The organism is Mycolicibacterium austroafricanum (genome assembly GCF_000612725.1).
GTDB lineage: Bacteria > Actinomycetota > Actinomycetes > Mycobacteriales > Mycobacteriaceae > Mycobacterium > Mycobacterium austroafricanum.
The window spans coordinates 616170-642621 of the sequence record NZ_HG964453.1; the positions used below are offsets into that span (position 1 = coordinate 616170).

At 67.5% G+C, this 26452-nt stretch carries 25 protein-coding genes; 16 read left to right on the forward strand and 9 right to left on the reverse strand.

Annotation, left to right across the window (positions count from 1 at the left end):
- The first annotated feature begins 78 nt into the window (after positions 1 to 78).
- Positions 79 to 423, forward strand: a complete 345-nt coding sequence (locus BN976_RS33825; protein WP_158498025.1) for a hemophore-related protein — start codon at positions 79 to 81, stop codon at positions 421 to 423.
- Here the strand turns inward: BN976_RS33825 and BN976_RS16620 are convergent.
- From BN976_RS16620 to BN976_RS16630, 3 genes are read right to left on the reverse strand one after another with little or no spacing between them, the layout of a single operon-like run.
- Positions 417 to 1604, reverse strand: coding sequence for a sensor histidine kinase (locus tag BN976_RS16620; RefSeq protein ID WP_011781008.1), 1188 nt, complete (start codon positions 1602 to 1604; stop codon positions 417 to 419). The genes BN976_RS33825 and BN976_RS16620 overlap by 7 nt on opposite strands.
- Complete coding sequence (locus BN976_RS16625; protein ID WP_036372072.1) at positions 1601 to 2257, reverse strand: response regulator transcription factor; 657 nt, start codon at positions 2255 to 2257, stop codon at positions 1601 to 1603. The genes BN976_RS16620 and BN976_RS16625 overlap by 4 nt, the downstream gene beginning before the upstream one ends.
- Before the next feature lie 54 nt (positions 2258 to 2311).
- Positions 2312 to 2626 (reverse strand): type II toxin-antitoxin system VapB family antitoxin, encoded by a 315-nt coding sequence (locus BN976_RS16630; RefSeq protein ID WP_011781006.1) that lies wholly within the window; start codon positions 2624 to 2626, stop codon positions 2312 to 2314.
- Positions 2627 to 2794: 168 nt separating this feature from the next.
- On the opposite strand from BN976_RS16630, the gene hrcA reads away from it, so the two are divergent.
- The 11 genes from hrcA (at position 2795) to BN976_RS32110 (ending at position 15211) form a co-directional block, all read left to right on the forward strand.
- Positions 2795 to 3826 (forward strand): heat-inducible transcriptional repressor HrcA, encoded by a 1032-nt coding sequence (gene hrcA / locus BN976_RS16635; RefSeq protein WP_011781005.1) that lies wholly within the window; start codon positions 2795 to 2797, stop codon positions 3824 to 3826.
- A gap of 51 nt (positions 3827 to 3877) precedes the next feature.
- On the forward strand, positions 3878 to 5029 hold the full coding sequence (gene dnaJ / locus BN976_RS16640; RefSeq protein ID WP_011781004.1) for a molecular chaperone DnaJ: 1152 nt from the start codon (positions 3878 to 3880) through the stop codon (positions 5027 to 5029).
- Between the two features lie 18 nt (positions 5030 to 5047).
- Positions 5048 to 5788 (forward strand): 16S rRNA (uracil(1498)-N(3))-methyltransferase, encoded by a 741-nt coding sequence (locus BN976_RS16645; protein ID WP_036372074.1) that lies wholly within the window; start codon positions 5048 to 5050, stop codon positions 5786 to 5788.
- A gap of 109 nt (positions 5789 to 5897) precedes the next feature.
- Positions 5898 to 6317 carry an MmpS family transport accessory protein gene (locus tag BN976_RS16650; RefSeq protein ID WP_011781002.1) on the forward strand — a complete coding sequence of 140 codons (420 nt, stop codon included), beginning with the start codon at positions 5898 to 5900 and terminating at the stop codon, positions 6315 to 6317.
- The gene (locus BN976_RS16655) at positions 6314 to 9148 is read left to right on the forward strand and encodes an MMPL/RND family transporter (RefSeq protein ID WP_036372076.1); all 2835 of its coding nucleotides are present in this window, start codon (positions 6314 to 6316) and stop codon (positions 9146 to 9148) included. The genes BN976_RS16650 and BN976_RS16655 overlap by 4 nt, the downstream gene beginning before the upstream one ends.
- A 77-nt stretch (positions 9149 to 9225) precedes the next feature.
- Positions 9226 to 10281 (forward strand): PhoH family protein, encoded by a 1056-nt coding sequence (locus BN976_RS16660; protein WP_036372079.1) that lies wholly within the window; start codon positions 9226 to 9228, stop codon positions 10279 to 10281.
- An 8-nt stretch (positions 10282 to 10289) separates the two neighbouring features.
- Positions 10290 to 10844 carry an rRNA maturation RNase YbeY gene (gene ybeY / locus BN976_RS16665; RefSeq protein WP_011780999.1) on the forward strand — a complete coding sequence of 185 codons (555 nt, stop codon included), beginning with the start codon at positions 10290 to 10292 and terminating at the stop codon, positions 10842 to 10844.
- The gene (locus BN976_RS16670; protein WP_011780998.1) at positions 10841 to 12139 is read left to right on the forward strand and encodes a hemolysin family protein; all 1299 of its coding nucleotides are present in this window, start codon (positions 10841 to 10843) and stop codon (positions 12137 to 12139) included. Before ybeY ends, BN976_RS16670 begins: the two co-directional genes overlap by 4 nt.
- Complete coding sequence (locus tag BN976_RS16675; RefSeq protein WP_036372083.1) at positions 12136 to 12453, forward strand: cytidine deaminase-like protein; 318 nt, start codon at positions 12136 to 12138, stop codon at positions 12451 to 12453. The genes BN976_RS16670 and BN976_RS16675 overlap by 4 nt, the downstream gene beginning before the upstream one ends.
- The gene (gene era, locus BN976_RS16680; protein ID WP_011780996.1) at positions 12450 to 13367 is read left to right on the forward strand and encodes a GTPase Era; all 918 of its coding nucleotides are present in this window, start codon (positions 12450 to 12452) and stop codon (positions 13365 to 13367) included. Before BN976_RS16675 ends, era begins: the two co-directional genes overlap by 4 nt.
- Positions 13368 to 13651: 284 nt before the next feature.
- Complete coding sequence (locus BN976_RS32110) at positions 13652 to 15211, forward strand: PE-PPE domain-containing protein (protein ID WP_051558448.1); 1560 nt, start codon at positions 13652 to 13654, stop codon at positions 15209 to 15211.
- A 1-nt stretch (position 15212) separates the two neighbouring features.
- Here the strand turns inward: BN976_RS32110 and BN976_RS16690 are convergent, their stop codons facing one another.
- The 4 genes from BN976_RS16690 to BN976_RS16705 form a co-directional block, all read right to left on the reverse strand.
- On the reverse strand, positions 15213 to 18275 hold the full coding sequence (locus BN976_RS16690) for an ATP-binding protein (protein ID WP_409366017.1): 3063 nt from the start codon (positions 18273 to 18275) through the stop codon (positions 15213 to 15215).
- A gap of 224 nt (positions 18276 to 18499) precedes the next feature.
- Positions 18500 to 21127 (reverse strand): helix-turn-helix transcriptional regulator, encoded by a 2628-nt coding sequence (locus tag BN976_RS16695; RefSeq protein WP_036372087.1) that lies wholly within the window; start codon positions 21125 to 21127, stop codon positions 18500 to 18502.
- A 106-nt stretch (positions 21128 to 21233) separates the two neighbouring features.
- Complete coding sequence (locus BN976_RS16700; protein WP_049778244.1) at positions 21234 to 21680, reverse strand: CAP domain-containing protein; 447 nt, start codon at positions 21678 to 21680, stop codon at positions 21234 to 21236.
- Between the two features lie 49 nt (positions 21681 to 21729).
- Positions 21730 to 23247, reverse strand: a complete 1518-nt coding sequence (locus BN976_RS16705; protein WP_036372089.1) for an amidase — start codon at positions 23245 to 23247, stop codon at positions 21730 to 21732.
- 62 nt (positions 23248 to 23309) lie between these two features.
- Between BN976_RS16705 and recO the strand changes: the two genes are divergently transcribed.
- The 4 genes from recO (at position 23310) to BN976_RS16725 (ending at position 25692) form a co-directional block, all read left to right on the forward strand.
- The gene (gene recO, locus BN976_RS16710) at positions 23310 to 24143 is read left to right on the forward strand and encodes a DNA repair protein RecO (protein WP_036372092.1); all 834 of its coding nucleotides are present in this window, start codon (positions 23310 to 23312) and stop codon (positions 24141 to 24143) included.
- Positions 24088 to 24975, forward strand: a complete 888-nt coding sequence (locus BN976_RS16715) for a decaprenyl diphosphate synthase (protein WP_036372353.1) — start codon at positions 24088 to 24090, stop codon at positions 24973 to 24975. Before recO ends, BN976_RS16715 begins: the two co-directional genes overlap by 56 nt.
- Before the next feature lie 97 nt (positions 24976 to 25072).
- The gene (locus BN976_RS16720) at positions 25073 to 25480 is read left to right on the forward strand and encodes a hypothetical protein (RefSeq protein ID WP_011780989.1); all 408 of its coding nucleotides are present in this window, start codon (positions 25073 to 25075) and stop codon (positions 25478 to 25480) included.
- Positions 25481 to 25500: 20 nt separating this feature from the next.
- Positions 25501 to 25692 (forward strand): hypothetical protein, encoded by a 192-nt coding sequence (locus tag BN976_RS16725; protein ID WP_036372094.1) that lies wholly within the window; start codon positions 25501 to 25503, stop codon positions 25690 to 25692.
- Here BN976_RS16725 and BN976_RS16730 read toward each other — a convergent pair.
- Together BN976_RS16730 and BN976_RS16735 are read right to left on the reverse strand one after the other, a co-directional pair.
- Entirely contained in the window at positions 25689 to 26084 is a 396-nt protein-coding gene (locus BN976_RS16730) for a Fur family transcriptional regulator (protein ID WP_036372097.1), read from the reverse strand. The genes BN976_RS16725 and BN976_RS16730 overlap by 4 nt on opposite strands.
- The gene (locus tag BN976_RS16735) at positions 26081 to 26443 is read right to left on the reverse strand and encodes an ArsR/SmtB family transcription factor (protein WP_011780987.1); all 363 of its coding nucleotides are present in this window, start codon (positions 26441 to 26443) and stop codon (positions 26081 to 26083) included. Before BN976_RS16735 ends, BN976_RS16730 begins: the two co-directional genes overlap by 4 nt.
- Positions 26444 to 26452 lie beyond the last annotated feature (9 nt).

The following is a 26452-nucleotide window of genomic DNA, read 5'->3' on the forward strand; positions in this document are numbered from 1 at the left end:
GGTCGCGATGTGCGGCCGTTTCACCCGTCGAGAGAGGACATTGCAGTGGTATCGAGATTCGTGACGAGGACCCTCGCCGTGACAGCCGTGGCGGCACCGCTCCTGGCGTCGGCCGGTGTGGCGTCGGCCCAGCCCGGCAACGGGCCGCTGATCCACACGACGTGCAGCTACGACCAGCTCTACGCGGCCATCCGGACCGAAGCGCCGCGCGCGGCCACCGCACTGGACGAGCGTCCCGCAGCCCAGCAGAAGCTGAGGGATTTCGCGGCGATGCCGGTCGAGCAACGCCAACAGGAACTGTCGCGGCTGCTGGCTGAAAATCCGCAGTGGCAGGCCAAGATCGACGAGAAGTGGGCCACCCCGGAGGGACAGGAGAAGGTGCAGCGGATGGCTCGCGTCGCCGAGACCTGTCACGACTACTGACACGCGGTCAGCGTGACGGCCACGTCGAGCCCGCCGGCGGGGCGGGCCTCGGCGCGGACGTCGCCGCCGTGCGCAACCGCGACCGACCGGACGATGGACAGCCCAAGTCCTGCGCCGCGCCCCGGCGCCGGGCTTTCGGCCACGCGGTCGGCTGCGGCCAGGCGCCTGAACGGCTCGAACAGGCCTGGAATCTCGGCCGCGGCGACGACCGGGCCGGAGTTCTCGACGCGCAGTGTGGCGAACCCGTCCTGGGTCCCCACCGTGACCGAAACCCAGCCGTCCTCCGGGACGTTGTAGCGCAGCGCATTGTCGATCAGGTTCTGTGCCAGTCGTTCGAGCAGCGCCGCATCCCCGTGGACATGCGCCTGGGGAAGATCGGAGTCGATACGAATCCCGGCGGCGCGTGCGAATCCGGCTACGGTCGTCAACGCGCGACCGGTGACCTCTCCGAGATCGACCCGGGACCGGTGCCGCAGCTGTTGGTCGCTGCTCGCCAGCACCAGCAGCCCGTCGATGAGGCGTTCGTTGCGGAGGTTGACGTCCAGCAGCGTCCGCCCGAGCGTGCGGGTGGACTCGGCGACTTCGGGATCCTCGAGGGCGACCTCGATCAGGGTCCGGTTGATCGCCAGCGGCGTGCGCAGCTCGTGCGAGGCGTTGGCGACGAACCGGCGTTGGCTCTCGAAGGCCCGGTCCAGGCGGTCCAGCATGGCGTCGAAAGTGTCTGCGAGTTCCTTGATCTCATCGTCGGGACCGTCCAGCGCGATGCGTTCGTGCAGATTCCGGTCGGCGACCCGGCGCGCCGTCGCGGTGACGTCCTGCAGCGGCGCAAGTGCACGCCCAGCCATCAACCAGCCGAACCCGCCCGCCACCACGCCGACGACGCCCAGTGAGACGAACGACCACGTCAACATGGCGCGCAGCGTGTCCTGGCGTTCCCGTTCGGACTCGGTGGCGACGGCACGCAGGAGCCCCTCGACAACCGGCCGGTTGCGCACCCCGCGGTCGTCGAGGAACTGACTCACCACGCCCTGCGCACCTGCCGGACGGTTGTGCAGCGACTGCTGCAGGAAGACGTACATCAGGCAGATCAGGACGGCGCCCGCGATGAAGAACGCGCTTCCGTACAGGACTGTGAGACGCCACCGGATCGTCGAACGACGTGCGGGGCTTCGCGGGGTCATCGGATGCGGTACCCGACGCCCGGCTCGGTCTCGACCACCGGCGGGTCCCCGAGTTTCCGGCGCAACATCATGATCGTGTAGCGCACCACGCCGGTGAACGGATCGATGTTCTCGTCCCACGCCTTCTCCAGCAGATGCTCGGCCGAGAGCACCCCGCCGTCGGCCGTGAGCAGTTCGATGAGCACAGCGAATTCCTTGCGGGACAGGGAAACCGGTCTCCCATCGCGGGTCACCGTGCGGCGGTGGGTGTCCGCGCGGATACCTTGTCGCTCCAATACCGGAGGGGTGGCAGGGCGGGACCGCCGCCCCAGCGCCTGCACCCGGGCGACGAGTTCGGCGAACGCGAACGGTTTGATCAGATAGTCGTCGGCCCCCAGCTGCAGTCCCTCGACACGGTCGAGCACCGCGGCCGCGGCGGTCAGCATCAGGATCCGCGGGCCGCCGCCCGCCCCGACGAGCGACGCGCACACCTGATCACCGGGGACGGCGGGCAGGTCACGGTCGAGGACGACCACGTCGTACGCGTTGACCGCGGCGCGCTCCAGCGCGGATGCGCCGTCATAGACCACGTCGACGGCCATGGCGTGCCGACGCAGGCCGGTGGCCACCGCGTCGGCAAGGAGGCGTTCGTCCTCGACCACAAGAACCCGCATCCGTCCATCGTGCACAGGAATGGTGTTTGCGCGCTGTGAGGCAGCAGCACGTGCTCAGCTGGGTTGGGGGACCGCCATGTCCATGTCGAACACCCGCGCGTGCAGCACCGTGCGGTTGCGCAACGCCGCCCGCACCGCGCGGTGCAGGCCGTCCTCCAGATACACGTTGCCCCGCCATTTGACCGCGTGCGGGAACAGGTCGCCGTAGAAGGTCGAGTCCTCGGACAGCAGCCGGTCCAGTGCCAGCACGGTGGTGGTCATGACGAGTTCGTCAAGCCGGATCTGCCGAGGCGGGATCTGAGCCCACTGCCGGTGCGACAGTCCGTGGTCAGGGTAGGGCCTGCCATCGCGAACCCCTTTGAAGATCATCGACGCGCCTTCGCTGCCCGTTGCCCACCGCAATAGTCTGGTCTAGTCCGTCAGGTTAACCTGCCCGCGCCGACCGTGCCGCGTCTCGGTCCGCTGGGTCGGTGACATACCCCGCGGTCACCGTAAAATGAACGCGACCAGGACGTGTCTTCTTCAGGTGGGTGAACAATGGGCAGCGCAGACGACCGTCGATTCGAGGTGCTCCGCGCGATCGTCGCCGACTTCGTCGCCACGAAGGAGCCCATCGGCTCCAAAGCCATCGTGGAACGTCACAACCTCGGCGTCTCCAGCGCGACGGTGCGCAACGACATGGCGGTACTGGAGGCCGAGGGCTACATCACACAACCGCACACCAGCTCAGGGCGGGTGCCGACGGAGAAGGGCTACCGCGAGTTCGTCGACCGACTCCAAGACGTCAAACCGATGTCCGGGGCCGAGCGACGCGCGATCCTGCAGTTCCTGGAGTCCGGCGTCGACCTCGACGACGTGTTGCGCCGCGCGGTGCGTCTGCTCGCCCAGCTCACCCGCCAGGTCGCGGTGGTCCAGTACCCGACCCTGACGACCTCGACGGTCCGCCGCCTCGAAGTGGTGGCCCTGACGCCGGCGCGGCTGCTGCTGGTCGTGATCACCGATACCGGGCGCGTGGACCAGCGGATCGTCGAACTCGGCGACGGCATCGACGACGGTCAGCTCGCGCAGTTGCGTGACATGCTCGGCAGCGCGCTGGAGGGCAAGCCGTTGGCGGCCGCGTCGGTCGCGGTGTCGGACCTGGCGGTACACCTCAACGGTCAGGGCGGGCTCGCCGACGCGGTCGGCCGGTCGGCGACCGTCCTGGTGGAGACGCTGGTGGAGCACACCGAGGAGCGGCTGCTGCTCGGTGGGACCGCGAACCTGACACGCAATACCGCCGACTTCGGCGGCTCGCTGCGCTCTGTGCTCGAGGCACTCGAGGAACAGGTCGTGGTGCTGCGCCTGCTGGCCAAGCAGCAGGAGGCGGGCAAGGTGACCGTGCGGATCGGTCACGAAACCGAGGCCGAGGAGATGGCGGGCACCTCGGTGATCAGCACGGCGTACGGCAGTGCAGGCAAGGTGTTCGGCGGCATGGGTGTGTTGGGTCCCACACGGATGGACTATCCGGGAACCATCGCGAACGTCGCCGCAGTTGCTCTCTATATTGGCGAGGTCTTAGGTAACCGCTGACCGCCGACCCCTCGGGGTTCAGGCGGATCGGTCGGGTGGGAAAGGTTGAGCGTGGCACGCGACTATTACGGGCTGCTCGGAGTGAGCAAGGGCGCGAGTGATTCGGAGATCAAGCGCGCGTACCGCAAGCTTGCCCGAGAGCTTCATCCCGACGTCAATCCCGATGAGGGCGCGCAGGCGCGCTTCCAGGAGATCAGCGTCGCCTACGAGGTGCTCAATGATCCCGAGAAGCGGCGCATCGTCGACCTCGGCGGCGACCCGATGGAATCCGCGGCAGCGGGCGGTGGCGGCGGCTTCGCCGGCTTCGGCGGCCTGGGCGACGTCTTCGAGGCGTTCTTCGGTGGCGGCGCCACCTCCCGCGGCCCCGTCGGCCGGGTCCGGCCGGGCTCCGATTCGCTGCTGCGGATGCGACTCGACCTGGAGGAGTGCGCCACCGGCGTGACGAAACAGGTCACCGTCGATACCGCGGTGCTGTGCGACCTGTGCCACGGCAAGGGCACCCACGGCGACTCGACACCGGTCACCTGTGACACGTGCGGCGGGCGCGGAGAGATCCAGACGGTGCAGCGATCGCTGCTGGGTCAGGTCATGACGTCACGGCCGTGCCCGGTGTGCGGTGGGGTCGGCGAGGTGATCCCGAACCCGTGCAACCGGTGCTCCGGTGACGGCCGTGTGCGGGCCCGCCGCGAGATCAGCGTCAAGATCCCCGCAGGCGTCGGCGACGGCATGCGTGTGCGGCTGGCCGCGCAGGGCGAGGTCGGGCCGGGCGGCGGACCGGCGGGCGACCTCTATGTCGAGGTGCACGAGAAGCCGCACCCGGTGTTCGTCCGTGACGGCGACGACCTGCACTGCACGGTGTCGGTGCCGATGGTCGACGCCGCGCTGGGCACGACGGTCACCGTCGACGCGATCCTCGACGGACCGACCGAGATCACCATCGCCGCCGGCACCCAACCCGGCGCCGTGACCACCCTGCGCGGGCACGGGATGCCGCATCTGCGTTCGGGCGTGCGCGGCGATCTGCACGCCCACATCGACGTCGTGGTGCCGTCCCGGCTGGACCATGAAGACATCGAGTTGCTGAGGACGTTCAAGGAACGCTCCAAGGACACCGCCGAAGTGCGGTCCGCCCAGGGCGGCAACGGGTCGTCGCACGGCGGCGGCCTCTTCTCCCGGCTGCGCGAGACGTTCACCGGTCGCTAGCGCGGCTCTACCGTCCCGATGCGCAGTCTCTTCTACGTCGACGTCGTCCCCGCCCCAGGCGATCTCGCCGTCGTCGACGGTGAGGAGGGACACCACGCGGCCACCGTGTGCCGGACCCGCCCGGGCGAGGAGCTCGACCTCGCCGACGGCGCCGGAACCGTCGCGCACTGTGTCGTCGAGGACGTCGCCAAAGGCCGGCTGACGGCCCGCGTGCAGGACCGCCACCTCGTCGCGCCGCCACGACCGACCGTCACCGTCGTGCAGGCCCTGCCCAAATCGGAGCGCTCGGAACTGGCGGTCGAGCTGGCCACCGAGGCGGGCGCGGACGCGTTCGTCGCCTGGCAGGCGTCGCGCTGTGTGGCTCGCTGGGACGGTGCGGCCAAGGTGGACAAGGGGTTGCGGCGGTGGCGTGCGGTGGCGCGCTCGGCTGCCCGTCAGTCGCGGCGTCCCTTCATCCCCGATGTCGACGGTGTCGTGTCCACCCGCGACCTGGTCGAGTCGACGCGGTGCGCGGAGCCCGGCACGGTGCTGGTGCTGCACGAGTCCGTGACCCGGCCCCTGGCCGACGCGGCAGTGGGGCAGAACGATCCGTTGACCCTGATCGTCGGCCCGGAGGGAGGCGTCGCCGACGACGAACTGGCGGCACTCATCGACGCCGGCGCCGTGGCGGTCCGGCTCGGCCCCTCCGTGCTGCGCACGTCGACGGCCGCGGCGGTGGCACTTGGCGCACTGGGCGTGCTGACCTCCCGCTGGTCATAACCCGGGGGTAGCAGCCCCGCGAGGGAGTAGATAGGTTAGCCTTCCCTTTCAGAAGTGCAGGAAGCCCGAGGGCTGCGCCGAGTTAGAAGGACTCCCGATTCTCACCCGTGTGACCCGAGCGTGGATACCGCTCGTCTTGGTGCTCGTGCTCGTCGTCGGCGGCCTTGCGGTGTGGCGGATCCGCAACATCTTCGGCTCCCACCAACTGCCGACCTATGCGGGAAGCATGTCCGAGGATTCCAACAAGTCCGACCCCAAGATCGTGCGCTACGAGATCTTCGGTGATCCAGGGGCCACCGCGGACATCAACTACATCGACGACGAGGGCGACCCCAACCAGATCGTCGGCGCCACCCTGCCCTGGTCGATCGAGGTCGAGACGAACTCGCCCGCCATGGTCGGAAACGTTGTGGCGCAAGGTGACAGCGACTTCATCGGATGCCGGATCTCCGCCGACGGCGTCGTCAAGGACGAACGCACCGCCCACAACGTCAGCGCCTACGTCTACTGCTTCACCAAGTCCGCATGAGAGCGCACGCCGACAGGGACCTGCGGGACCCCACTCCCGTCGCGCGCTGGATCCGGCGCCTGGCGATCCCGATCATCCTCGGGTGGGTGCTGCTGGTCGCGGCGCTGAACCTGCTGGTGCCCCAGTTGGAGGTGGTGGCCGCCCAGAACGCGGTGTCGATGAGCCCGAGCGACGCGCCTGCGATGCAGGCGATGTCCGACATGGGCCGGCTGTTCGGTGAATCGGACTCCGACTCCATCGCGATGGTGGTGCTCGAAGGCGAGCAGCCGCTCGGCGACGACGCGCACGCGTATTACGACCAGCTCATCGAGAAGCTCGAGGCCGCACCGGATCACGTCCGCAACATCCAGGACATGTGGGGCGACCCGCTGACCGAGGCCGCCGCGCAGAGTACCGACGGTCACGCCGCCTACGTCGCACTGAACCTGGCCGGGAACATGGGCGAGACGAAGTCCAACGAGTCGGTCGCGGCCGTGCGCGACATCGTCGCCGACTCGCCCCCGCCGCCGGGGGTTCAGGTGCACGTGACCGGGCCGGCTGCGCTGACCGCCGACGTCAACATCGCCGGTGAGAGCAGCATGGCGTTGATCCTGCTGGTCACGTTCGTGGTGATCATCGTGCTTCTGCTGTTCTTCTACCGCTCGATCACCACCGTGGTGCTGCTGCTGATCATGGTCGGCGTCCAGATGTCGGTGGCGCGCGGTGTGGTGGCGGCGCTGGGGCACTTCCAGGTCATCGGGCTGTCCACGTTCGCGGTGAACCTGCTGATCTCACTTGCCGTCGCCGCCGGCACCGACTACGCGATCTTCCTGGTCGGCCGCTATCAGGAAGCCCGTGCGTCGGGCGCCGACCCCGAAGCCGCCTACTACGAGATGTTCGGTGGCACCGCGCACGTGGTGCTCGGTTCCGGCCTGACCATCGCCGGGGCCATGTACTGCCTGTCGTTCGCCCGGATGCCGTACTTCCAGAGCATGGGGGTGCCGTGTGCGGTCGGCATCCTCGCCGGGGTGGCCGTCGCGCTCACGCTGGGGCCGGCGATCGTCACCGTGGGCAGCCGTTTCGGCCTGCTCGAACCCAAACGCGCGATGCGGATCCGGGCGTGGCGGCGGGTCGGTGCGACCGTGGTGCGCTGGCCCGGGCCCATCCTGGTGGCATCGTTGGCGCTGGCATTGATCGGGCTGGCCGCGCTGCCCGGCTATAAGACCAGCTACGACGACACCCGCTACATCCCGGAGTCCATCCCGGCCAACGCGGGCCTGCAGGCGGCCACCAAATACTTCTCGCTGTCGCGGATGAGCCCGGAGGTGCTCATCGTCGAGGCCGACCGCGACCTGCGCAACTCGTCGGACTTCCTGATCCTCGACCGGCTCGCCAAGCGCGTTTTCAACGTCGAAGGGGTGGCACGCGTGCAGGCGCCGAGCCGGCCCGACGGCGCGCCCATCGCGCACACGTCGATCCCGTTCCTGATCAGCATGCAGGGCGTCGGTCAGCAGCAGAACATGAAGCTGATGAAGGACCGCATCGCCGACATGCGGGTTCAGGCCGACGACATCGGCGAGACGATCGCGACGATGAAGACGATGTACGGGCTGATGACGAAGTTCTCGAACATCACCACCGTGATGATCGACGACATGACCGAGATGCGCGACACCGTGCACCAGATCCGGGACATGGTGGCGACCTTCGACGACCAGTTCCGGCCGATCCGAAACTACTTCTACTGGGAACCGCACTGCTACAACATTCCGCTGTGCTGGTCCTTTCGGTCGCTGTTCGACTCGATGGACGGAATCAGCGTCATGACCGACACCTTCGACAAGGCCGTCGCGAACATGGACGAGATGAAGGCGCTGCTGCCGCAGATGCTGGCGACGTTCCCGCCCATGATCGAGACCATGGAGAGCATGCGTCAGATGATGCTGACGACCTACGCCACCATGGGCGGCTTCTACGACCAGATGGACGAGTTGACCCGCGATTCCACCGAGATGGGCAAGGCGTTCGACGCCGCGAAGAACGACGACTCGTTCTATCTGCCGCCCGAGGTGTTCGAGAACGAGGACTTCAAGCGGGCGATGGAGAGCTTCTTCTCGCCCGACGGCAAGACCGTGCGGATGCTGATCGCCCACCGGGGCAATCCGACCACCGAAGAGGCGCTGCAGCGCGTCGAGCCGATCAAGATCGCGGCGATCGAGGCGCTCAAGGGCACCCCGCTGGAGAATGCCGAGATCCAGCTCGGCGGCACCGCCGCGACGTTCAAGGACATGTCCGACGGATCACGCTATGACCTGCTGATCGCGGTGATCTCGGCGCTGTGTCTGGTGCTGATGATCATGCTGGTGCTGACTCGCAGCCTGGTCGCCGCGCTGGTGATCGTCGGGACCGTGACGCTGTCGCTGGGCGCGTCGTTCGGGATATCCATCCTGATCTGGCAGCACATCGTCGGTATCGAACTGCATTGGATGGTGCTGGCGCTGTCGATCATCGCGCTGATCGCGGTCGGTTCGGACTACAACCTGCTGCTGGTGTCCCGGTTCAAGGAGGAGATCCCGGCCGGCATCAAGACCGGCATCATCCGGGCGATCGGCGGCACCGGCAGCGTGGTGACCGTCGCGGGCGTGGTCTTCGCGCTGACGATGGCCTCGATGGTGGTCAGCGACCTGCGGGTGATGGCGCAGGTCGGGACGACGATCGGGCTCGGGCTGCTGTTCGACACGTTCATCGTGCGCGCGTTCATGATGCCGGCCATCGCGACCCTGCTGGGCCGCTGGTTCTGGTGGCCGCTGGTGGTGCGGTCGCGGCCACTGCGGCTGCCGCCCCGCACATAAGCATTGGGTCGTCGCGGTGGGCCGGGCTAAACTGGGGTTTCCGGTACACGACCCAGGAAGCAGGCAGAAAACCACACGTGGCGCCCCGTGAGAACGCAGGCTCGGACGCATCGGCAGCATCCTCTGAACCGCTGGTCCGCAGCACGATCACAGTTCCGCCCGAATACGTCATGGGCCTCCTGGGATCCTCCGACGAGAATCTGCGCGAACTCGAACAACTGCTCGCCGCCGACATCCACGCCCGCGGCAACGAGATCACTGTCTCCGGTGAACATGCCGACGTCGCGCTGGCCGATCGGGCCATCTCCGAGCTGATCGAGGTGGTGGGCAGCGGTCAACGGCTGACCCCGGACGCGGTGCGGCACAGCGTCGCGATGCTGACCGGTGCCGACGACGAGTCACCCGCCGAGGTCCTGACCCTGGACATCCTGTCGCGGCGCGGCAAGACGATCCGGCCCAAGACACTGAACCAGAAGCGTTACGTCGACGCGATCGACGCCAAGACCATCGTGTTCGGCATCGGCCCGGCCGGCACCGGCAAGACCTACCTGGCGATGGCCAAGGCGGTAAGCGCGCTGCAGGCCAAGCAGGTCAGCCGCATCATCCTGACCCGCCCCGCGGTGGAAGCCGGTGAGCGCCTTGGCTTCCTGCCCGGCACGCTGTACGAGAAGATCGATCCGTACCTGCGCCCACTCTACGACGCACTGCACGACATGATGGACCCCGAGCTGATCCCGAAGTTGATGACCGCCGGGGTGATCGAGGTTGCGCCGCTGGCATTTATGCGGGGCAGGACGTTGAACGATGCGTTCATCATCCTCGACGAGGCGCAGAACACCACCGCAGAGCAGATGAAGATGTTCCTGACCCGTCTCGGCTTCGGCTCGAAAATTGTTGTGACAGGCGATATCACCCAGGTCGACCTGCCCGGGGGAGCGGCGTCCGGGCTGCGGGCCGCGATGCGGATCCTCGACGGTATCGACGACATCCACTTCGCCGAACTCACCAGCGCCGACGTCGTGCGCCACCGACTGGTGTCCGAAATCGTGGACGCCTACGCGAAAGCCGAAGAACCCACCTTGATGAACCGGGCGCAGCGCCGCTCGTCCGGTTCGGGACGTCCACGGCGGTAACGATTTCCATGACTATCGAGGTGTCCAACGAGTCGGGTATCGACGTATCCGAAGAGGAACTGATCAGCGTCGCCCGGTTCGTCATCGGCAAGATGGACGTCAACCCCGCCGCCGAGCTGTCCATGCTGCTGCTCGACACAGCGGCGATGGCCGATCTGCACATGCGCTGGATGGACCTGCCGGGCCCGACCGACGTGATGAGCTTTCCGATGGACGAGCTGGAGCCCGGCGGGCGCCCCGACGCTCCCGAGCCGGGGCCGTCGATGCTGGGCGACATCGTGCTGTGCCCGGAGTTCGCGGCCAAGCAGGCTGCCGACGCCGGACACACGCTGGGGCAGGAGCTGGCGTTGCTCACGGTGCACGGCGTGCTGCACCTGCTCGGTTACGATCATGCCGAACCCGACGAGGAAAAAGAGATGTTCGCGTTGCAGCGCGAGCTGCTCGAAGAGTGGGTCGCCGACCAGGTCCAGGCGTACCACCAGGACCGGCAGAGCCAGAAGGATCAACGGCTGCTGGACAAGTCGCGATATTTCGATGAACTGAACCACGGCGACACTCCGTGAGTCCGGTCGGTCAACTGATCAGCGCCATCGTGCTGATCTTTTTCGGCGGGGTGTTCGCCGCCATCGACGCGGCGCTGAGCACGGTGTCGATGGCCCGCGTCGAGGAACTGGTCCGCGAGGAACGGCCGGGAGCGGTGCGCCTGGCCCGGGTCATGGTGGAGCGGCCCCGCTACATCAACCTCATTGTGCTGCTTCGTATCACATGCGAGGTGAGCGCGACGGTGCTGCTGGCCGCGTTCCTCGACGGAACCCTGGGCGTGACCTGGGGGCTGGTCGCTGCCGCGGCGGTCATGGCGGTGGTCAGCTTCGTCGCCATCGGTGTCGGGCCGCGCACGCTGGGCAGGCAGAACGCCTACACCATCGCGCTGGTGACAGCGCTTCCACTGCAAGCCATTTCGGTGCTCCTGCTGCCGGTCAGCCGGCTGCTGGTGTTGATCGGTAATGCGCTGACACCCGGTCGCGGATTCCGCAACGGGCCGTTCGCGTCTGAGATCGAGCTGCGGGAGGTCGTTGATCTCGCCCAGCAGCGCGGCGTGGTGGCCGATGACGAACGACGGATGATCCAGTCGGTGTTCGAACTCGGGGACACACCCGCCCGCGAGGTCATGGTCCCGCGCACCGAGATGGTGTGGATCGAGTACGACAAGACCGCCGGGCAGGCCACCTCCCTGGCGGTGCGCAGCGGGCACTCCCGGATCCCGGTGGTCGGGGAGAACGTCGACGACATCGTCGGGGTGGTGTACCTCAAGGACCTCGTCCAGCGCACCTACTACTCGAGCAACCAGGGCCGTGACACCTCGGTGTCCGACGTGATGCGCAAGCCCACGTTCGTGCCCGACTCCAAGCCGCTGGACGCGCTGCTGCGTGACATGCAGCGCGACCGGGTTCACATGGTGCTGCTGGTCGACGAATACGGCGCGATCGCCGGGCTCGTCACGATCGAAGACGTGCTGGAGGAGATCGTCGGCGAGATCGCCGACGAGTACGACACCGACGAGGTGGCCCCCGTCGAGGACCTGGGCGATCAGCAGTACCGGGTGTCGGCACGGCTGTCGATCGAAGATCTCGGCGAGCTCTACGGCATTGATTTCGAGGAGGACCTCGACGTCGACACCGTCGGTGGGCTGGTCGCCCTGGAGCTGGGGCGCGTCCCGCTGCCCGGGGCCGAGGTGACCTGGGACGGACTGCGGTTGCGGGCCGAGGGGGGACCGGACCCGCGCGGCCGCGTGCGGATCGGCACCGTGCTGGTCAGCCCCGTCGAGCCGGCGCCCGACACTGCGGAAGGACACGAATGAGCACGCTCGATCCCGAGGACGCCAAGCTGGTGGTACTGGCACGAGGCGCGATGAGCCGGGCCGAGGCCGGGGACGGGGCCGCGGTCCGCGACGCTGACGGCCGCACCTACGCCGGCGCACCCGTCACTCTCGACGCGCTCACCCTGACCGCGTTGCAAGCGGCGATCGCGGCGGCGGTGTCCAGCGGTGCCACCTTGTTGGAGGCCGCGGTTCTCGTCGGCGGCTCCGCCGACGACCCCGGGATCGCGGCGGTGCGTGAACTCTCGCCCGACGCCGCAGTCATCGTGACCGACCGCTCGGGCCACCCGCTGTGACCGACGAGGCCGAATTCCGTTCCGGTTTCGTCTGTTTCGTCGGCAGGCCGAACACCGGCAAGTCCACCCTGACCAACGCACTGGTGGGCACCAAGGTCGCGATCACGTCGAACCGGCCGCAGACCACCCGGCACACGATCCGCGGCATCGTGCACCGCGACGAGTTCCAGATCGTGCTCGTGGACACCCCTGGGCTGCACCGGCCCCGCACCCTGCTCGGCCAGCGGCTCAACGAACTGGTGAAGGACACCTACTCCGAGGTCGACGTCATCGGTATGTGCATCCCCGCCGACGAGAAGATCGGCCCCGGCGACAGGTGGATCTACGAGCAGATCCGTGCGGTCGCCCCGCGGACCACGCTGATCGCGATCGTCACCAAGATCGACAAGGTGTCCAAAGACCGCGTCGGCGAGCAACTCCTCGCGGTCAGTGAGCTTTTCGGTCCCGACGCCGACATCGTGCCGGTGTCTGCGACGTCGGGCACCCAGCTCGACGTGCTCATCGACGTGCTGGTGTCGAAGCTGCCGCCCGGGCCGGCGTTCTATCCCGACGGCGAACTCACCGACGAGCCCGAAGAAGTGCTGATGGCCGAGCTGATCCGCGAGGCTGCGTTGGAGGGGGTGCGCGACGAACTGCCGCACTCGCTGGCCGTGGTGATCGACGAGGTCGAAGAGCGCCCGGGCCGTCCAGACGACGATCCGCTGATCGACGTGCACGCGATCCTCTACGTCGAACGCGACTCCCAGAAGGGCATCGTGATCGGCAAAGGCGGCGCGCGTCTGCGTGAGGTCGGCACCGCCGCGCGCACCCAGATCGAGAAGCTGCTCGGCACCAAGGTGTACCTGGATCTGCGCGTCAAGATCGCCAAGAACTGGCAGCGTGATCCCAAACAGCTTGGGCGACTGGGCTTCTAGTCCTCGCGTTGGCATACACGCCCTCTGTGTCGGAGCAAGGCAGTCGAATTGCGCAGACTGCGATTCCGTAGTCCGAGGCCGCCGGTCGGCGAGAGTGCAGTAGCGCACTACTGAGCTCCGTCACACCGGTCATGGGCAAGATTCGCTTCGGGGTACTTGGGCCCGGACGCGGGGCTCGTGGTTCCGCCAGGATCAATATGGAGGGACGGACCATGCTTGGTGCTAAACACGGACGCGGCGCGGTCGCGCCGGCATCGCGAAGGTTCCGGCGCAGCCTGGCCCCAGTGCGGCTGCCGATCGGCGCTTCCATCCTGGCGGCGATGACCATCGCTGTCCCCATGGCTGTTTCGCCAGGCTCGCCTGCGATGAAACTGTCCGCCGACTCGACGGCCCTGCTGTTGTGCGGGACCACCTGTCCCACCTTTCACGATGCCGGCGTCGAGGCGGTCATGGACAAGTTCGTCACCCCGACCCACCCGGATCAGAGCTTCACGCCGATCGCGGTGACAACGCCGAATGAGAATTGGCCCCTCACCGGGATCTTTCGTCTCCTCGGGTTGTTGCTCGGGGATCCCGGCATCTTCGGACCGGGCGGCCCCGCATGGCCGGATGAGCCTTGGTGGAAGCTCTCAGGGCTCTTCGACCTCACCGCCGATCAGTCGATAGAGGCCGGCGCCGCCGACCTGGAGGCGGCGATGGCCGCACACCCCGATGACCGCACGGTGATCTACGGCCTTTCACAGGGTGCGGCGGTCGCCAACGTGGTGAAGAACCGGCTGGCCGCAAAGCACCCGGAGGGCGCCGCGGCACCCGATATCGACTTCGTGCTGCAGGGATCGGCCCATGTGCCCAACGGCGGTCTCTCCGCCCGGTTCCCGGGTCTCCACATCCCGATTCTCGACTGGACGTTCGACGGCCCTGGGTCGACCGCAACCCAGTTCGACACCGTCTACATCACCCGGCAATACGACGGTTTCGCGGATTTCCCGCTGTATCCGCTCAACGTGATCGCCGACCTGAATGCGGTTCTCGGAATTCTGTACCTCCATACGCGACCGTTCGACGACAGCCTGCCCCCAGACCCCACGACGTCGCCGGCTTATCAGGGCACCCACGGCGACAGCAGCTTCTACTTCTTCGAGACGCAGGACCTGCCGTTGTTCGCTCCACTCCGCATGCTGGGCGTGCCTGAGCCGCTGATCGACATCGTCGAGCCGTTCTTCCGAGTACTCGTCGAACTTGGCTATGACCGCAGCATCCCGCCGTGGGAACCGACCCCGGCGCGGCTTTTTCCGAAGCTTGACATCGCCGAAGTGGTCACCGATTTCGGTCAGGCAATCGGCGAGGGTATTGACAACGCCATAGCCCTGATCGATCTGCCGCCGCGGGTGAGCACGCCCGCGCCGGCCACCGGTGTGAGCGGATCCGCCGAAGTCGTCGAGGCAGAAGCCGTTCAGGACGATATGACTCACAATGTGACGTCGACCGACCCGTCCGCTAGCGAGGAGTTGAGTTCGACGGAGCCCGCGACCGAACACGGACAGGCATCGAGCGGCGCGGAGCTTTCGACGACTGAAGTGACCGGGACGGAAGATGCGGTCGAGGCGTCGACCGACGACGCGACCTCCGACCAGGTGTTGCCGGCATCGAGTCGGGCGCATCCCCCCGCGCTGCCGCATTCGCCTGGCGCCGCCATCTCGACCGGTGAGGTCGCAGCTGTCGACCAGGCGATGTCTGAGGGGTCGTCGTCAGGATCGTCAGCAGCGCCGGCGCCGGACGGTTCGTCGTCTGCGGATAGTGCCGCAGCCGGCGAATCGTCCGGCGGCGGCGACGGCTCCAGTTGAGCTAGCGGTGGCCGTCGACCATTGCCCGGGCCCACGCAATATGTCCGTCGAAACCCAGCGACTCCGCCATATCGCGGTAACGAGTCGCCAGGTGCATGTAGGCGATTTCGTCGCCGCCGGCACCGGACAGCAGCGCACGCAGCCGCATCAGCATGATTCCGGGCATCGCCGAACGGGCTCCCGCCGCCAGGTTCGCGAACCAGGAAATAGCCTCCCGAGCTTCGGTCAGATCGCCGCAGGCGGCGCGCTCCAGCAGCGTCTCCACCAGAACGCCGGTACCCCAAACGCCATAGAAGGGGTATCCCCGCCGCAGCTCACCGACCGCGTGGCGCATCACCGGTAGGGCGCCGTCGTGGTCGCCGTTCCTGGCCGCTTCTCGGGCGGCCCACAAGTCGGTTACCGGGATGAGAAAGAGGATGTGCCTGCGCGTCCAGATGTCGCGGGCCTGCATCATCAGTTCGAGCCCGCGTCGACGGTCGGATACGTCGTCCTGCTTCAGCAGGCCGACAGCCAACGTGTACGCGGCCAAGCCCATTGCACGATCGTTGCTCGCCCCTTGGGCGGTCTGCAGCGCACCCTGGCTCGCACGCATCACGAAGTCGTCGGCATCGAGCGCCCCGTACTGCATCGCGATGCCGTAGGACCACGCGATCACCCCGGAGAGGGTTTCCGGGTTGCTGCGCTGGGCCATCGCGACGGCGTCGTGGAGGTCTGCGCGCCATCCGGGACGGCCGAGACACGACCGCGCGGTGCCGCGCCATGCCAGCGCGACCGCGAGCGGTGATCCGACGCCGTAGCCGGCGCCTTTGACGGGGTCACCGGCCGCGAGGTCGACGACGGTGTTCGACCACCGCAAGATTTCGCCGAAACCACAGACACCCAACCAGCTGCAGAAGGCTACGGCCGCCAGCCCCATGGTCGGGGTGGGATCGTCGATCGATTCGAGCAGCGCCACCTGCTGAGATGACAGTTGCGCCGCCTCACGCACGCGCCCGGAATAGAGTGCCTCGGTGGCGACCGCGGTCATGCCGATGGCCAGCGAGACGTTGTCCCCGGCCGCGCTGCACAACTCCCGCAGCTCCGTGAAGCGGGCCCGGCTTTCCTGGACTTCTCGGGCTTGTAGATCGGTGGCACACAACATGGTGCGCGGGGCGATGCGCATCGACAGCTGGTCGGGGTCCTCGTGAGGAAGTTGGTCGGCGATGCGGCGCGCCCGCTCCCAACTCATTCGGGCGGCAGCAAGATCGCGATTCGTCGACCATGCGCCGGAGCGCATGTGCCAGTCGTACGCAGGGCGCTGATCACCAGCGGCCTCGAGGTGTCCGGCGATCAGCGACGCGTTCTCCTCCAACGACTCCGGCGCACGCTCTTGGATCGCGGTGGCCAGGCGTCGGTGCCAATGGGTGCGATCAGATTTCAGCTGTGATTCGTAGGCGACGGCGCGGATCAGTGGGTGGTGGAACGCGTACTCGGCGCTTGGGGTGAACCGAACTTGGTCGATCAGTTCCGCGCCCAGCAGCTCATCGAACACCGCATCGATGCCCAACGCGGCGAGCAGCCCGGCCTCGAAACGGGCTCCGATCACCGACGCGGCGTTCAATGTCCGCTTGGCCGCGGTGCTCATCCGGTCGATGCGCGCCTCGATTGCCGCCTGGACCGTCGCCGGCACCGCGACGTCGGCGATGTCCGTGCGACATATGTACTCCCCGTGCTCGCCGGTTAGCACCCCGCGCTGGGCCAACTCGCGCACCATCTCCTCGGCAAAAAACGGGTTCCCGGCAGCCCGCTCGGCGATGGCTGTCGTCAGGTCTCTGACCGAGGCATCTGACCCCAGTAGTTCACCCAGCATTGTCGCAGTATCCGAGTCATTCAGTGGCGCAAGGGCTATCAGTTGGGCGCCATCCACTTGCGTTAGATCCCCCGTGTATTCGGGGCGCGAGGTGATCAGGACCATCAACTTGGTCTGTGGGATCACCGTGAGGAAGTCGGCCAGCATCGACTCGCTGATCGCATCGATCCAGTGCACATCCTCGATGATGTGAAGCGTCGGGTCCGTGAGCGCCAGCGATGCGGTATTGATCAGGGCTGTCAACCGTTGCCGTCGTGCGGCCGGGTCGATTTGCGGCAACGCCACATCCGGGTCGGCGATGCCGAGCAGATCTTCAAGCAGCAGCACATCCCGGGCGTCGGCGTCCCGGAGTTGTTCCCGCACCAGGGCGCGGGCGGCATCGCTCTGCAGGTCCGTCACTCCGGTGGCGGCCCGCAGCAATCGCGTCACCGCCTGGAACGGAACCTCCCGGGCGTGGGATTCGCAGAAGGTCCAGATCACCTCGAGCCCGCGCGCCGCCGCGGCGTCGGCCGCCTCCCTGGCCACCCGACTTTTGCCGATGCCTGGCGGTCCGACGACATTGACCACGCCACCGCGGGCGCCGATGGTGCGGTCCGCAAGGGCGTCGAGTGTCGCCATCTCCCGGTGCCGACCGACGAGGCCGGCCTCGGCGCGACCGACCCACCCCACCCGCGGACCGATACCCAGCAGCCGGCGCGCGTGCACCGGTTCGTCGGCCCCTTTGATGCGCACGTGCTCGGGTTCGGCCAGGACAACCCTGTGTTCGACCAGTCGCACGGTTGACTCTGAGACCATGACTCCACCTGGCGGCGCCACGGATTCCATCCGCTGCGCCATCCCAACGTGCTCGCCGATCGCGCGGTAACCCAATGATCCAGAACCGATGTCACCCGCGATCACCCGTCCTGAGCTGAGCCCCACCCGTACCTGCAACGCCGCGCCGTCGCTGAGCTCCACCTCGGAGGCCAACTGCTTCATCTCATCCTGGATCGCGAGGGCTGCCACGCACGCCCGAAAAGCGTGGTCCTCCAGCGCAGTCGGGGCGCCGAAGATCGCCATCACGCCGTCGCCGTGGTACTCCACGGTGCCACCGTAACGGCGCAGGACAGCCGCCGACCGCTCCACAACTTCGGTCATGATGTCGCGAAGTCTCTCCACATCCAGCCTGGCCGCGAGGTCCATCGACCGCACCACATCTGCGAACAGCAATGTCACCTGCTTGTACTCAGCCCGACGGGATCCTTGTGTGAGACGCGCGCCGCACTCGCTGCAGAACCTGCTCGTCGAACTGGAGGGCGCGAAGCAGGAGCCGCAGGTCAGCTCCGGCGCAGTCGGTCCGGCGCCGCAGTCTCCGCTGGAGTCCACGCCGCTGATCGTTTCACCGCTGGTCAGTGGTGTCTGGCGTATCGCCGCCATTGTCGGACGAACTCGCGGGATCGTCATGCGTCGCCGGATCGATCTTCCGCCGTGGGCAACAGCGCGGCCAGTTCGCGCCGGCTGGTCGTCCCGGTTTTCGACATCGCCCGATAGACGTGACTTTCCACCGTGCGCACCGACAAAGTCAGGCGCTCGGCAATCTCTCGGCTCGACATGCCCTTACCGATCAGCATCACGATCTCCCGTTCGCGGTCGGTCAAGGGCAGAGGTTGGAGAGCGCTCAGGAGTGCCGGGGTACGAGCGCCACTCCGCTCGGCGAGGGCCGCCGCGCGCGCCGCACATCCCATGGCGGATCCGCGCTTTTCGTGACGGCGGTATGCCAGCGCGGCGTGAGCGGCGGTGTCGACCGCGGCGACAAGGTCGCCCATATGCTCGAATTCCGCTGAAAGGATGGCTAGTTGAGCGGCTTTATCGTCGCGCAGGGCCTCGGCGAACCGCGATGCCAGTCGGACTCGCGGACCCTCAACGAGCGATTCGAGGTCGTGTAACCTGCGCGCGCTTCTGCGATCACCGAACTGAACAGCCGTCTGCAGACAGAGCACCTCGGCCGCGAATCGCCCTTGCGACGTCGCTTTCTCGGCTGCCGACCGCACGATGCCGATCGCTTCGCTGACCGCACCCTGTCCGGCGACCACCCACGCGCGGGCAAGGCTCTGCTCGTAGTCCAGCAATCGAAAGGGGCGTTGCATATCGTCAAGCGATACGAGTGCGGCTGCGGCCGCATCTGTGTATCCGCTGGTGGCGAGCGCCTGTATCCGGGGAATCAGATAGCGGTAACCCCATCCAAGAGAATGGTTGGTAGACAATCCGATCGTTGCACGCTCCAGAAACGCGCATGCAGAACGGACGTCACCGGCTGCCAGCGAAGCGCGTCCTGCCACGGCGGTACCGAGCAGTTGGGCTGCGCCAGGGAGGTCGGCGGCCTGCTGCTGCACGCGCGCGGCGACGGTTGCGGCGTCATCTATCCGCCCGGCCAGTAACAAAGCGCTGACATGTGAGTCGGCGATGTTGAATCTCATGTGCGGTGCGTCAAGAGAGCGGGCGACGGCGGAATACCCTGCTTTTGAGGTCCTGACAGCCGCGGCGGTTCGTCCGGCGTCCGCATCGATCGTCGCCAGCGCCCATGCCAGCTCCGCACCGACGACTGCAGGCATCCGATCGGTCTCGAGCCCCTCGCATGCCGACATTGCCGCGTCGGGCTGATCCATCGCGAACCAGTACACCGTCAGGAATGCGTCGATGTAGCTGCGCTCGTGGGACGGCACGGTGCGAGATGCATCATCGATGAGTGCTTTTGCGCGCGGGGGATCACCGAGCGCCCACAGCATGTTGCTGGCGCGCAGGAACGCCAATCGGGCACGGTCACCACCGGCCAGTCCGGCCGGATCGATCCGGGTGAGCACGGCGTCGGCGTCCTCCCCGCGACCGAGCCACGAAAGTGCGTGCGCGCGAACAAATTCAGCGTCCAGTCCGCCGCCTGCCCGGACTGCCGCATCGGCGAGTCGATCAGCGAGGCCGAGGTCCGCGAGCCACACGGCGCCGTGTGCTGCCTTCGTCAACACGTCGATGTCAGGGGTCAGGTCGGAGTCGAGGCTCAACGTGGCACGGCGCACGAGCACGTGGATCTCGTCGCCGGCGTCGGATTCGGCAAGTTCTCCGGCGATGAGTCCCCGCAGCCGACGCAGCTTGCTTGCCGGTGCACGCCTACGCCGTACCTCTCCGTAAATGGGGTGTGCGAGCCGTACGGTTATGCCGGCCACCGTCGGTTCGAGGGTGATGAGTCCGCGGGTTTCGGCGTCCTCGATTGCGCGTCGATCAGTGATCCGCGCGAGTGCAGCCAACTCGATGGGCTCACCGACGGCCAGTGCGTCGACGACGTCGCCGACGGGTGTGGGAAGAGCACCGACACTGGATTCGACGAACTCGACAAGGCTCGGCGGCACGATCATGTCGCCGAGCCATCGCCAGTTGCCGTCGTTGTGGAGCGCGAATCGTCCGTCGGTGATCTCCTGTTCAACGATGTGGCGCAGGTACAGCGCATTACCGCGTGTGAGCTCCCACAGTCGCTGCGTTGCGCACGGATCCACCGCTGCGCCCAGCGTTGCGGAAACGAGCGTGGACGTTTCTTCTGGTGTCAAGGGTTGCAGTGAGAGGCGGTCGAACCGGCCAATCCGCCAAATCTCTTGCACTGCCGCGGGAACCGGTTCCGCATCCCGCACGGTGAGTATCAGTTTCGCCGCGTCTCGCTGCACGATCTGGTTGACGACAAACGCCGACAGCTCATCGAGGAGATGTACGTCGTCGACGACGATCAGCACCTCGGAAGCCGAGGGCGTTGCCGTCAGAGACGCGATCACGCCTCTCAGCAACTCCACTGGATCTCCGACACCCGGCAGAGCCCACGCGGCGAATGCACCCAGCGGAACTGTCCGCCCCGAGTGCGTCCCGATAGCCAGTCGGGTTTCGCAGTTCCGCGACTCCGCAGTCGACATGGCTTCGCGAGCAACCCGACTCTTGCCGACCCCCGCTACTCCGGAGATGACGATCCCGGAAACGTCCGGCGCCGAGAGCGCGGCCTCGATACTCCGCAACTCCGCCGAACGACCAATTAACGGCCACGACAGGTGCACGACACGAGCCTAGGAGCGCAAGCGGCGCAGGGGTGCGGGAACTGGCGTCTAGAGGCGATTTCGGTGTCGTTGGTCCCGCCAGGCGTGACCAACTACACCGAAATAGCTAGCCCGGCTGGCCGTAGACCGCCACCACCACGGAGCGGTCCAGGCTGTTCTCCGACCACACGCCGATCTGCGTGTTCGCGCAGTTGCTCATGATCGCCATGTAATCGGGGCGGTAGTACCACTGGTTCATGATCTCGACGCCGCTGATCGCCAGCGCCGGGTTGATCGCGACCGTCTCGGCGACGGTGCCGACGAATCCGGCCTTGTTGGCGCGGTCCTGCGCGGTGGAGCCGTCGGAGCCGATGTCGCCGCCCAGCGCCCGGTTGTGCAGCACGTCGTTGGTGTGCCACTGCGCGGCCAGTTGCAGCTGCGGGTTGATTTTGAGGTCGGTGGTGCAGCCGCTGTTCTGCTGGATCGTGTAGACGTTGACGGCGACGCTCTCGTTGAGGCGTCGGTTGTCTGCCTGCGCCGCGGGCGTCCCCGCGACCACCGCGCCCACAAGCATCGCGGCGGGCACGATGCGCACGACATTGCTCACGGTCACAGCCGGGAGATTACGCGACCTGGCCCTCCACCGAGGCAGGAGCGGCCACATTCGAGCCCAGATCCGGTTCCGGCGGTGGCTGCGGCGTCCACCAGTCCTCGGGCTGATGCACCGCCCAGCCGTTGATGGCCTCCAGTGCGGCGGCCAGCGACACCAGCAGCGGCTCGCTGTTGGCCGGGCCCATCAGCTGCACGCCGATCGGCAGGCCGTCCGAGGTGAACCCGGCGGGCACGTTGATCGACGGCCAGCCCAGCAGGTTCCACGGCCAGGTCACCGGGCAGGCCTTGATCATCATTCGGTCGGTGGCCAGCCCGCCGAGGTCGTCGAAGGCACGCACCTTCGGTGGCGGCAGGGCGGTGGTAGGGGCCAGCACGACGTCGGCCAGGTTGAAGATCCAGCCGATCCGCTGCTGGCTGGCTGCCTCGCCGGCGCGCGCCTTGCGCAGCACGTTCTGTGACAGCAGCCAACCCATCCGGGCGTTGGACCGGGTGCGGCTGTCCCAGTTCACGCCGCGGCCCAACCGGTCCATCCACTCCGGGATGCCCGAGGTGGAGCGGGACAGAAAATTCCACGACATGCGCAGGTGGTAGTCGGGGTCGGCGGCGACGATCGTGTGCCCGAGCTGGGTGAGCTGGTCGGCGACGTTCTGCAGCGCCGCCCGGATCTCGGGGTGCAGGCCGGCCCGGAACACGGTGAACGGGAACTTCGTCGACATCGCGATGCGCAGCGGGCCTGGGGCGCGCGAGACGTAGTCGGAGACGCGCACCGGCGGCGGTGTGTGCAACTCGCCGGGGGCGTTGCCGGATGCCGCGTCGAGAAGCAGCGCCGCGTCCGAGACGGTGCGGGCGAGCACGCCGTGGACGGTGATGCCGTTGAACGCCTCGGTGAGCGGCCAGGTCGAGATGCGTCCCCGCTGCGGCTTGATGCCGACCAGGTGCGTCCACGCCGCGGGGATACGGACGCTGCCCGCGCCGTCGGAGCCGATGGCGGCGGCGACCAGTCCGGCCGCAACCGCCGCGGCGCTGCCGCCCGACGACCCGCCCGGAGTGTGCTCCCGGGACCACGGATTGCGGGTGTGTCCGAACGCCGGCCCGCTGGTGAACGGCCACTGACCCAGCTCGCACGTATTGGTCTTGCCGACGATGACCGCGCCCGCCGCGCGCAGCCGCCGCACCACCTCGGCGTCGGCCTCGGCGGGCCGGACCTCGCCGTCGGCGCCGAACCGGGTCGGCACGCCGGCGACGTCGACGTCGTCCTTCACCGCGATCGGGACGCCGAGAAGGGGGTGACGGGACAGGTCCGCGCCGGCCGCCCGCTTGCGGTCGGCCTCGGCGGCGTCGGCCAGCGCCTGTTCGGTCAGCACCACCCGGAACGCGTTGAGGGTGGGCTGGCTCGCCTCGATGGCCTGCAGCGAGCGGCTCACCAGGTCGACCGAGGTGGCGGTGCCACTGGCGAGCTGGAACAACTGGTTGCCCAGGGTGGGGAAACGGCGTCGGGAGGTGATGCGGGAGTAAGCGGTGTCGGCCATCACGTACGAGAGTATCGGCGCTGCGAGCCGAAATCGTCCCCTTGCAGTGGGAGACTGGGCCGATGCGTCTGTACCGGGACCGGGCGGTGGTGCTGCGGCAGCACAAGCTCGGCGAAGCCGACCGGATCGTGAGTCTTCTCACCCGCGATCACGGCCTGGTGCGGGCGGTGGCCAAGGGGGTGCGGCGCACCCGCAGCAAGTTCGGCGCACGGCTGGAACCGTTCGCGCACATCGATGTTCAGCTGCATCCGGGCCGCAATCTGGACATCGTCACCCAGGTCCAGGCCATCGATGCGTTCGCCTCGGACATCGTCAGCGACTACGGCCGCTACACCTGTGCCTGCGCGATGCTGGAGACCGCGGAGCGGATCGCGGGGGAGGAGCGTGCCCCGGTGCCGGCGCTGCACAAGCTCACCGTGGCCGCGCTGCGCGCGGTGGCCGACGGCATCCGCCCCCGCGAGCTTGTCCTCGACGCCTATCTGCTGCGCGCGATGGGAGTCGCGGGGTGGGCGCCGTCGCTGATCGAATGCGCGCGGTGCGCCGCCCCGGGGCCGCACCGGGCGTTTCACGTCGCGGCGGGCGGCAGCGTGTGTGTGCACTGCCGGCCGTCCGGCTCGGTGACCCCGCCACAGGCGGTGCTGGATCTGATGGCCGCGCTCTACGAGGGCGACTGGGAGCATGCCCAGATCTCCACCACGGCCCACCGCAGTCAGGCCAGCGGGCTGGTGGCCGCCCATCTGCAATGGCACCTGGAACGCCAGCTGCGGACTTTGCCCCTGGTGGAGCGTGTCTACCGGGCAGAGCGGATGGCTGCCAGTGGCATCAGGCAGGATGTTGCGCATGGTAACCAAGCGGACGGGGAAGAAGGGCTACCCGCAGCTGCCCCCGGCGCCTGACGACTACCCGACCTTCCCGGACAAATCGACCTGGCCGGTCGTCTTCCCGGAGCTGCCCAAGCGCACCAACGGCAAGTTCGCCCGTCCGCCGCAGCACACCTCCAAGGAGTCCGCCCCGCAGATCCCGGCCGGCCAGGTGCCCAACCACGTCGCCGTGGTGATGGACGGCAACGGCCGCTGGGCCACCCAGCGCGGCCTCGGACGCACCGAGGGGCACAAGATGGGTGAGGCGGTGCTCATCGACATCACCTGCGGGGCCATCGAGATCGGGATCAAACACCTCACCGTGTATGCGTTCTCCACCGAGAACTGGAAGCGCAGCACCGAGGAGGTGCGGTTCCTGATGGGCTTCAACCGCGAGGTGGTGCGCCGGCGTCGGGAGAACCTCAACGACATGGGTGTGCGGATGCGCTGGGTGGGCTCGCGGCCGCGGATGTGGCGCAGCGTCATCAAGGAGTTCGACATCGCCGAGCAGATGACCGTCGACAACGACGTCATCACCATCAACTACTGCGTCAACTACGGCGGACGCACCGAGATCGTCGAGGCGGCACGCGAACTCGCGCAGCAGGCAGTCGACGGCAAGATCAACCCGGCTCGCATCACCGAGGCCACCTTCGCCAAGCACCTGCACCGCGCGGACATCCCGGACGTCGACCTGTTCATCCGAACCTCCGGGGAGCAGCGGGCGAGCAACTTCCTGCTGTGGCAGGCGGCGTACGCCGAGTACGTGTTCCAGGACAAGCTGTGGCCGGACTACGATCGCCGCGACCTGTGGGCCGCCTGCGAAGAGTATGTCAACCGCAACAGGCGCTTCGGCAGAGCCGAATGATGGACCTGAGCGGCAGAGCAGAATGATGGACCTGAGCGGTAGGGCTTGATGGAACTGAGCGGCAGAGCAGAATGATGGACCTGAGCGGTAGGGCTTGATGGAACTGTCGGAGCGCCTCGCGGCCGTGCTGGCCGAAATCCTCCCCGTGACCCACGAGGAGGACGGTGCGTTGACGGTCCGGCACGACGAGACGTTCGCCTCGCTGCGGGTGGTCACGATCGCCGAAGACCTGGACCTGGTGTCGCTGACGCAGGTGCTGGCGTGGGATCTGCCGCTGGACAGCAAGATTCGTGCGAAGGTCGCCAAGCATGCGCACGACACGCTGCTGGGGACGGTGTCGCTGGTCGAGAAGATCGGCGCCGCCAAGGGGAACTCGAAGAAGACCGGTGACGTGCTGTTGCGGTACAACTTCCCCGCCGCCGGCCTCACCGACGATGCGCTGCGCACGTTGGTGATGATGGTGCTCGCCACCGGAGGCGACGTGCGCCGCGCCCTGATCGCCTGAGCGCGACTAGGGTCGCGGGTATGCGGATCGTGATCATCGCCGTCGGAGTGCTGGTCGCGCTCGCGGGTCTTCTGTTCGCCCTGCAAGGGTTCGGGGCCGTATCCGGCAGTCCGATGACCGGCACCACGACATGGTCTGTCCTCGGGCCGATCATCGCGATCGTCGGCGTCGTCACTGCCGTCGCGGGCTGGCGCAGCGGCGGACCCCGCTAGTTGCCTGCGGCGCAGTTACTGCAGATGCCGAAGATCTCGATGGTGTGGCTGACATCGGAGAACCCGTGTTCGCGGGCGACCTCGGCGGCCCACGTCTCGACCTGACCGCCCTGGATCTCGACCGTGCATCCGCAGGCGCGGCACACCAGGTGATGGTGGTGATGCTCCGAGCAGCGCCGGTACACCGACTCGCCGGTGTCGGTGCGCAGCGTGTCGACCACGCCGGCCGCGGCCATCTGCTGCAGGGTGCGGTACACCGTCGTCAGGCCGATTCCCTCACCGCGGCGGCGGAGTTCGTCGTGCAGTTCCTGGGCGGACCGGAAGTCTTCGATGTTCTCCAACAGCGCAGAGATCGCGGCGCGCTGCCGGGTCGAGCGCACGGCCCCGGTCATTTTTCCTCCTCGGCCGAATGTGTCACGGCCGCAACGACGATCTCGGCCAGGTGGTCGTCAACCAAGCGGTACAACACTTCTCGTCCCGAACGCGAGCCTTCCACCACCCCCGCCGACTTCAGGATGCGCAGGTGCTGGCTGACCAGCGGCTGCGGCACATCCAGCGCGTCCACGAGTTCGTGCACACAGCGCGCCTCCTCGCGCAGCTGCAGCACGATGGCGATTCGCACCGGGGCAGCCAAGGCGCGCAGCAGGTCCCCGGCGGTGTCGAGTACCGCACGCGACGGCAGGTCGACCGGCGGGGCGCCGGCATGGTTGTGGACGTCCGGCGAGCCGGACATACTGGAAACCGTTTTCATTAGGTCTCA

Excerpts from the sequence above, each read along its gene's own strand:
- BN976_RS16620 (WP_011781008.1), bottom strand. The coding sequence starts at position 1,604 with ATGACCCCGCGAAGCCCCGCACGTCGTTCGACGATCCGGTGGCGTCTC.
- BN976_RS16625 (WP_036372072.1), bottom strand. The coding sequence starts at position 2,257 with ATGCGGGTTCTTGTGGTCGAGGACGAACGCCTCCTTGCCGACGCGGTG.
- BN976_RS16630 (WP_011781006.1), bottom strand. The coding sequence starts at position 2,626 with ATGATCTTCAAAGGGGTTCGCGATGGCAGGCCCTACCCTGACCACGGA.
- hrcA (WP_011781005.1), top strand. The coding sequence starts at position 2,795 with ATGGGCAGCGCAGACGACCGTCGATTCGAGGTGCTCCGCGCGATCGTC.
- BN976_RS16645 (WP_036372074.1), top strand. The coding sequence starts at position 5,048 with ATGCGCAGTCTCTTCTACGTCGACGTCGTCCCCGCCCCAGGCGATCTC.
- BN976_RS16655 (WP_036372076.1), top strand. The coding sequence starts at position 6,314 with ATGAGAGCGCACGCCGACAGGGACCTGCGGGACCCCACTCCCGTCGCG.
- ybeY (WP_011780999.1), top strand. The coding sequence starts at position 10,290 with ATGACTATCGAGGTGTCCAACGAGTCGGGTATCGACGTATCCGAAGAG.
- BN976_RS16675 (WP_036372083.1), top strand. The coding sequence starts at position 12,136 with ATGAGCACGCTCGATCCCGAGGACGCCAAGCTGGTGGTACTGGCACGA.
- BN976_RS16700 (WP_049778244.1), bottom strand. The coding sequence starts at position 21,680 with ATGCTTGTGGGCGCGGTGGTCGCGGGGACGCCCGCGGCGCAGGCAGAC.
- BN976_RS16705 (WP_036372089.1), bottom strand. The coding sequence starts at position 23,247 with ATGGCCGACACCGCTTACTCCCGCATCACCTCCCGACGCCGTTTCCCC.
- recO (WP_036372092.1), top strand. The coding sequence starts at position 23,310 with ATGCGTCTGTACCGGGACCGGGCGGTGGTGCTGCGGCAGCACAAGCTC.
- BN976_RS16715 (WP_036372353.1), top strand. The coding sequence starts at position 24,088 with ATGGTAACCAAGCGGACGGGGAAGAAGGGCTACCCGCAGCTGCCCCCG.
- BN976_RS16720 (WP_011780989.1), top strand. The coding sequence starts at position 25,073 with ATGGAACTGTCGGAGCGCCTCGCGGCCGTGCTGGCCGAAATCCTCCCC.
- BN976_RS16725 (WP_036372094.1), top strand. The coding sequence starts at position 25,501 with ATGCGGATCGTGATCATCGCCGTCGGAGTGCTGGTCGCGCTCGCGGGT.
- BN976_RS16730 (WP_036372097.1), bottom strand. The coding sequence starts at position 26,084 with ATGACCGGGGCCGTGCGCTCGACCCGGCAGCGCGCCGCGATCTCTGCG.
- BN976_RS16735 (WP_011780987.1), bottom strand. The coding sequence starts at position 26,443 with ATGAAAACGGTTTCCAGTATGTCCGGCTCGCCGGACGTCCACAACCAT.